At 63.7% G+C, this 6,402-nt stretch carries 5 protein-coding genes; all 5 read left to right on the top strand.

Going from position 1 to position 6,402, the window contains the following annotated elements:
* Positions 1–2,661, top strand: a 2,661-nt coding sequence (locus tag ABI213_RS22540) for an EAL domain-containing protein (protein WP_348028742.1), incomplete at its 5' end; no start/stop codon positions are given.
* A 120-nt stretch (positions 2,662–2,781) separates the two neighbouring features.
* Positions 2,782–3,774 carry a quinone oxidoreductase gene (locus tag ABI213_RS22535; RefSeq protein ID WP_348028741.1) on the top strand — a complete coding sequence of 331 codons (993 nt, stop codon included), beginning with the start codon at positions 2,782–2,784 and terminating at the stop codon, positions 3,772–3,774.
* Positions 3,771–4,589, top strand: coding sequence for an NUDIX domain-containing protein (locus ABI213_RS22530; protein WP_348007769.1), 819 nt, complete (start codon positions 3,771–3,773; stop codon positions 4,587–4,589). The genes ABI213_RS22535 and ABI213_RS22530 overlap by 4 nt, the downstream gene beginning before the upstream one ends.
* Before the next feature lie 70 nt (positions 4,590–4,659).
* Entirely contained in the window at positions 4,660–5,628 is a 969-nt protein-coding gene (locus ABI213_RS22525) for a bile acid:sodium symporter family protein (RefSeq protein WP_348007768.1), read from the top strand.
* Positions 5,625–6,402: aminotransferase class I/II-fold pyridoxal phosphate-dependent enzyme (locus ABI213_RS22520; protein WP_348028739.1), on the top strand; the 778-nt coding region annotated here is incomplete at its 3' end. The genes ABI213_RS22525 and ABI213_RS22520, both read left to right, overlap by 4 nt.

The raw sequence follows: 6,402 nt of genomic DNA, 5'->3' as shown, positions 1-6,402 counted from the left end.
GCGGCAGCATGGTTTTGCCTACTCGTAGGCTGCGTGGTGCTACTCGGCTGGCTGTTACAGGTTCCTGCTCTCACCAGTATCGTCCCTGGTCTGGAAACGATGAAGGTGAATGCGGCTCTGTGCTTCGTATTCGCGGGCGGGTCGCTGCTCTTTTCGGACCGCGCCATCCGCGCGGGGAAGTCAAAAGTGCGCGGGACCCATCGGCGGGCTTCCGTAGCCCTTGCGGCGCTCGTGGTGCTCGTCGCTGGGGTCACTCTCGTGCAATACCTTTCCCATCGGAACCTTGGTCTGGACGAACTGCTGGTGAAGGACCCGAACCCCTGGAATTCACCTTGGCCTGGGCGCATGTCTATCGCCTCGGCCATCAACTTCGCACTTCTTGGCGCTGCATTGCTGCTGCACGCGACACGCCGAGGCTTGATCCTGGTGGCCCAGAGTCTTTCTGTCGTCGCGCTATTGGTAGCAATGCTGGCCGTGTTTGCCTATCTGTTCGATGCCGACCTGCACCGGGTGCCCTGGTTTTCGTCGGTGGCGCTGCACACGGCCATCGGCTTTTGCGTGTTGGGGGGCGGTATCTTGGCGCTGCGTGCGGACATCGGCTGGCTGAGCGTCTATGCGCGCGACACCGCCAGCGCCCGGCTTGGCCGGAGCTTCATGGTGGGGACCCTGGTGGTACTGCCCGCCATCTCTGCACTGCGCACCCAGGGGCAGAGAAACTTTGACCTGTACGGCACCTATTTCGGCACCGCGATTCTCACGGTCTCGGGGATGGCGGCTCTTTTTTGCGTCAACTGGCTTAGTACCCGCCGCGGCAATATGGCAGACACCGCGATCGAGAACCTCAATCGCACCTATGCGGTACTCAGCGGCATCAACAATCTGATTGTGCGTTGCGGCGACAAAAAGGCACTATTCCAAGAAGCCTGCCACATCGCCCGGGAAACCGGTCAGTTTTCCTGGGCCTGGATTGCGTCTCTAGACAATCCCAAAGGTGAACCCGCCGTCTGGTTTGGCGACGAGGACAAACTGTCCCTTGGGCTCGAACGCCGGCTTTCCCAGCTCGGCGCAACCGGCGCGAAGAATGCGCTCCTGCAACGCGTGCTGGCGACCAAAGCCCCGGTGATCTGGAACGACCTTGCCCATGTCCCCGACTGCCATCCCAACGATGCCAGGCGCAACGCGGTGCTGGAGGCCCACGGAATCCACGCGTTAATTGCCCTGCCCCTTATGGTGGACGACAAAGTAGCTGGCTTCTTCGTGCTCCACGCCAAAGAGAAGGGCTTCTTTGATGCGGACGAAGTGCGCCTTCTCAAGGAGTTGGCCGACGACATCGGATTTGCGGTCGGCGCCATTGAAAGGCGCATGGTGCTCAGCAATGTGGCTTATTACGATCCGCTCACAGGCTTGGCCAATCGGACACTGTTTTTAGAGCGTCTGGGCCGCGAGTTTCGCGCAGCCAAAGGCAGCACTTCGCAACGTACCGCCGTGGTGCTGATCGACCTGCGGCAGTTCCGGAAAATCAACGAAAGTTATGGACGTGCAACCGCAGACAAGTTGCTCCAGGATGTGGCGACGCGGCTCCAACAAGCAGGCCCTTGGCCGGAAAACTTGGCGCGCCTGCAGGCCGATTGTTTCGCGGTTTTTGTGCCCCATGTGAAGGGTCTAGCCAGTGCGAATCGTATCCACACGCTTTTTTCGGCCGCCCTGGCTGCGCCATTTCAAGTGAAAGATGCATCGCTGAGCGTGGAGTTCACGGCCGGCATAGCGGTCTATCCCAAAGATGGCGGCACCCCGGAAGACGTCTTGGCGCACGCCGAAACGGCCCTGGAGCGCTGCAAGGCAAGCGGCGCAGGCTATCTGTTTTACCAACCCGCGCTCAACGCCCGGGTGGCGAAATCCCTCACCTTGGAGAACAAACTGCGCAGCGCACTGGAGCTCGGCCACTTCGTTTTGCACTACCAGCCCAAGGTCGATTTTGACCGCCAGGTGGTGGACAGCGTTGAAGCCCTGATCCGCTGGAATGACCCCGAGCTGGGCTTGGTTCCCCCCGGAAAATTCCTACCACTGCTGGAAGAAACCGGGCTCATCGCCAGCGTTGGCACATGGGCGCTGGGCCAGGCCGTGCAGGACATCGCGCAGTGGCGCGCCATGGGCTTGCGTGCGCCACGCTGTGCTGTGAACGTGTCGCCGGTTCAGTTGCGCGACCGGGATTTTGCGACCACATTGTTGGATGCACTCGCGGGCTTTGGCGCGGCAGAGCCGCTGCTCGATCTGGAGATTGCCGAGGGCGTGTTGCTGGAGAACCTGCAGCCGCTGAGCGATACGCTGCAGGCTGTCCGTAGTGCTGGGGTCATGGTCGCGGTGGACAACTTCGGCACTGGGTGCTCCTCGCTTGCCAGCCTGTCGCGGCTGCCCATCCACCTGCTCAAGGTGGACCGCAGCTTTGTGCAAGCCATGGTGGCGGACCCCCAGGCGGCCACTATCGTCGAAGCGACGATCTCACTTGCCCACGCGCTGCACCTCAAGGTGGTCGCTGAAGGGGTTGAAACGCAAGAGCAGTCTGCCGCCCTGCGGTGCCTGGGTTGCGATCGGATGCAAGGGGACTTATTCTGCCCACCGATGCCATTCGACGACATCGCGCGCATGCTTCCCCGGGTCTGAGGCGCTACGGCGGCCGGCCGCGCGCGAAGTGGTGCCGGGTTACGGTCCATTGGCAGGGCCTGCACCGCAGCCGGGGTTTCATGGCACCATGCAGCTCTCATTTTTGGAGGAGCGTGTTTTATGTCTGTAAGCAGCCTGTCCGTACAAATTCGCCAACATGGTGGTCCTGAAGAGCTGGAACTGGTCAGCATTCCCGTAGGTGAGCCCGGCCCGGGCCAGATCCGCATCCGCCACCACGTCATCGGCCTGAACTTCATCGATGTGTACCAGCGCAGCGGCCTGTACCCGCAGACCCTGCCGGTGCAGTTGGGCATGGAAGCCGCAGGCGTGGTCGAGGCGGTGGGCGAGGGCGTGACCCACCTGCAGGTGGGCGACCGTGCCGCCTATGCCAGCAACCCGCCTGGCAGCTACTGCGAGCGCCGCGTAATGCCCGCCACCTGCGTCTGCAAGCTGCCCGATGCCATCAGTTTTGAGACCGGCGCAGCCATGATGCTCAAGGGCCTGACGGCCCAGTATCTGTTGAAGAAAACCCTGCCCCAGGGTGGCCTGCAGCCGGGCGACTTTGTGCTGTTCCACGCCGCCGCTGGGGGCGTGGGCCTGATCGCCAGCCAGTGGGCCAAGGCCCTGGGCCTGCAACTCATCGGCACTGCGGGTTCGGCAGAAAAATGTGCGCTGGCGCTCGCCAATGGGGCGGCATACGCTATCAATTACGCAGCAGAAGACTTCGTTGCGCGGGTCAAGGAGATCACCGGCGGCAAGGGGGTCAAGGTGGTCTACGACTCGGTGGGCAAAGACACCTTCGAGAAGTCGCTGGACTGCCTGCGCCCCTTTGGTCTGCTGGCCTCCTTTGGCAACGCGTCCGGCCCGGTGGCACCGTTCGCTCCCGGCATCCTCGGCCCCAAGGGCTCGCTGTACCTGACCCGCGCCACCCTGTTCAGCCACATCACCACCCGCGAAAGCACCCAGGCCATGGCCGACGACTTGTTTGCCGTGGTGTCCAGCGGCCAAGTCAAGATCCACATCGGTCAGCGCTACGCCCTGGCCGATGTGCAGCAAGCCCACCGCGACCTGGAAGCCCGCAAGACCACCGGCTGCACCATCCTGACTTTATGAACTGGCTGGCCCCATTGCGCGCGGCCGCCGACCAGCCACCGCGCAGTCCCCGTGTGCCGCTGTGGGCGGGCACCACGCAGGTGGGTTCTGTGGAGCCTGAATTTATAAGGAAAATAGAGCTCCAGCGCATACCCTACCTGCACAGAGTGCTCTTGAAAGTGCAGCAAAACGGTACCACGGGCTGGCAGTTACAGGGCGACCCGACGAACAGCCTGGCGCACCTGGCCCATATCCTGCGCGATGCGGGCCTGGCCGCCGCTTGGCGCGACGAGCAACTGGCCGTGCCCGCTGCCGATGGCCAGGATGGCCAGGTGGTGGCCACCGTGGAGCGGGCCGTGGTCCGCGCCCTGGGCATCACCACCCGCGCCGTGCACCTGGTGGGGGCTGCGCCCGATGGCCGCGTCTGGGTGCAGCAGCGCGCCTTCACCAAACCCAATGACCCCGGCCTGTGGGACACCCTGGTCGGCGGCATGGTGTCTGCCGCCGACAACCTGGACACCGCCCTGGAGCGTGAAACCTGGGAAGAGGCCGGTCTGCGCCTGCCCAGTTTGCACGGCCTGCGCCTGGGCGGCCAGCTCACCACCCGCCGCCCCAGCACCGACAGCGGTGGCGCGGGCTACGTGGTGGAGCACATCCACTGGTATTCCTGCACCCTGCCCGAGGGCGTGCAGCCGCAGAACCAGGACGGCGAGGTGGAGCGCTTCGATCTGCTGGCCCCGGCATTGTTGGCGCAGCAACTGGCGCAGGGCGTGTTTACCGACGATGCGGCGCTGATATTGGCGCAGTACCTGGGCTTGCCAGATAGTTACACATAAAATAAGCCGCTACCGCACATTCAACCTACGCCTGCAGCTATACAAACCGTAGCAACCAGGCTTCCACACCATGCAACGACCCCGCTTTCTCCCCGACAACTTCACCCTGGCCCTGCTGGCCACCGTCACCCTGGCCAGCCTGTGGCCTGCGCAGGGCACGGTGGCGCAGTTTTTCGAGGGGCTGACCACGGCGGCGATTGCGCTGCTGTTCTTTCTGCACGGGGCCAAGCTGTCGCGGGCGGCGGTGGTGGCGGGCTTGGGCCACTGGCGCCTGCATCTGCTGGTGTTGGCGTGCACGTTTGCGCTGTTTCCCATTCTGGGGCTGGTGCTCAAACCGCTGTTTTCCGTGATGCTCACCCCCGATCTGGCGCTGGGCATGCTGTTTTTATGCACTTTGCCGGCCACGGTGCAGTCGGCCATTGCGTTCACCGCCATGGCCCGCGGCAATGTGTCGGCCGCCGTGTGCAGCGCCTCGGCTTCCAGCCTGATCGGGGTGTTCATCACGCCGCTGCTGGTGGGCTGGCTGGTGGTGCCGGGCGGGGTGTCGGGCTCGGGCGAGCTGGAGGCCGTGGGCCGCATCATGCTGCAGCTGATGCTGCCGTTTGTAGCCGGGCAACTGCTGCAGCCCTGGATCGGTGGCTTTGTGAAAAAGCACGCCGCCGGGCTGAAGTTTGTCGACCAGGGCTCTATCCTGCTGGTGGTCTACACCGCGTTCAGCGCCGCTGTGATCGAAGGCCTGTGGAAGCAGGTGCCGCTGCCGATTCTGCTGGGCCTAGTAGCCGCCTGCTGCCTGCTGCTGGCCCTGGCGCTGACCATGACCACCTGGAGCAGCCGCTTGTTTGGCTTTGCCAAGGATGACGAGGTGACCATCGTCTTCTGCGGCTCCAAAAAGAGCCTGGCCAGCGGCGTGCCCATGGCCAAGGTGCTGTTTGCCGCCCACACCGTGGGTGTGATGCTGCTGCCCTTGATGATTTTTCACCAAATCCAGTTGATGGTCTGCGCAGTATTGGCGCAGCGCTATGCAAAGCGCGCCTTATGAGAAATCCTTTAGACACCCTGCGCCCCGATGTACGGGCCATGCACAGCTACGTGGTGCAAGATGCCAGCGGCATGGTCAAGCTGGACGCGATGGAGAACCCGCACCGCTTGCCGCCCGCCCTGCAAGCCGAACTGGGCCAACGCCTGGGCGCAGTCGCGCTGAACCGCTACCCCGATGGCCGGGTGGACTATTTGCGCCAAGTGCTGGCCGTCCACACCGGCCTGCCCGCAGGTTACGGGCTGATTCTGGGCAACGGCTCGGACGAAATCATCAACCTGCTGGCCATCGCCTGCAACCGGCCGCGTGCCACCGTGCTGGCCCCGGTGCCCGGCTTTGTGATGTACGGCATGGCCGCGCAGTTGCTGGGCCTGAACTTCGTCGGCGTGCCGTTGACCGCTGACTTTGAGCTGGACACGCCCGCCATGCTGGCCGCCATCACCCAGCACCAGCCCGCCATCATTTACCTGGCTTACCCGAACAACCCCACGGCCAACCTATGGGATGACGACGCCATCGAGCAGATCATCGCCGCCGCGCCCGGTCTGGTGGTGATCGACGAGGCCTACCAGCCGTTTTCCAGCAAAACCTATCTCGACAGGCTGACCCGCCACCCCCACGTGCTGCTGATGCGCACGCTGAGCAAGTTCGGCCTGGCCGGTGTGCGCCTGGGCTATTTGATCGGCCCGCAGGCGCTGGTGGCCGAGATCGACAAGGTGCGCCCGCCCTATAACGTCAGCGTGCTGAACTGCGAGTGCGCTTTGTTTGCGCTGGCGC

Source organism: Rhodoferax sp. (genome assembly GCF_039922535.1).
Lineage (GTDB): Bacteria > Pseudomonadota > Gammaproteobacteria > Burkholderiales > Burkholderiaceae_C > Rhodoferax_B.
This window is presented reverse-complemented; position numbering and strand designations above follow the sequence as displayed.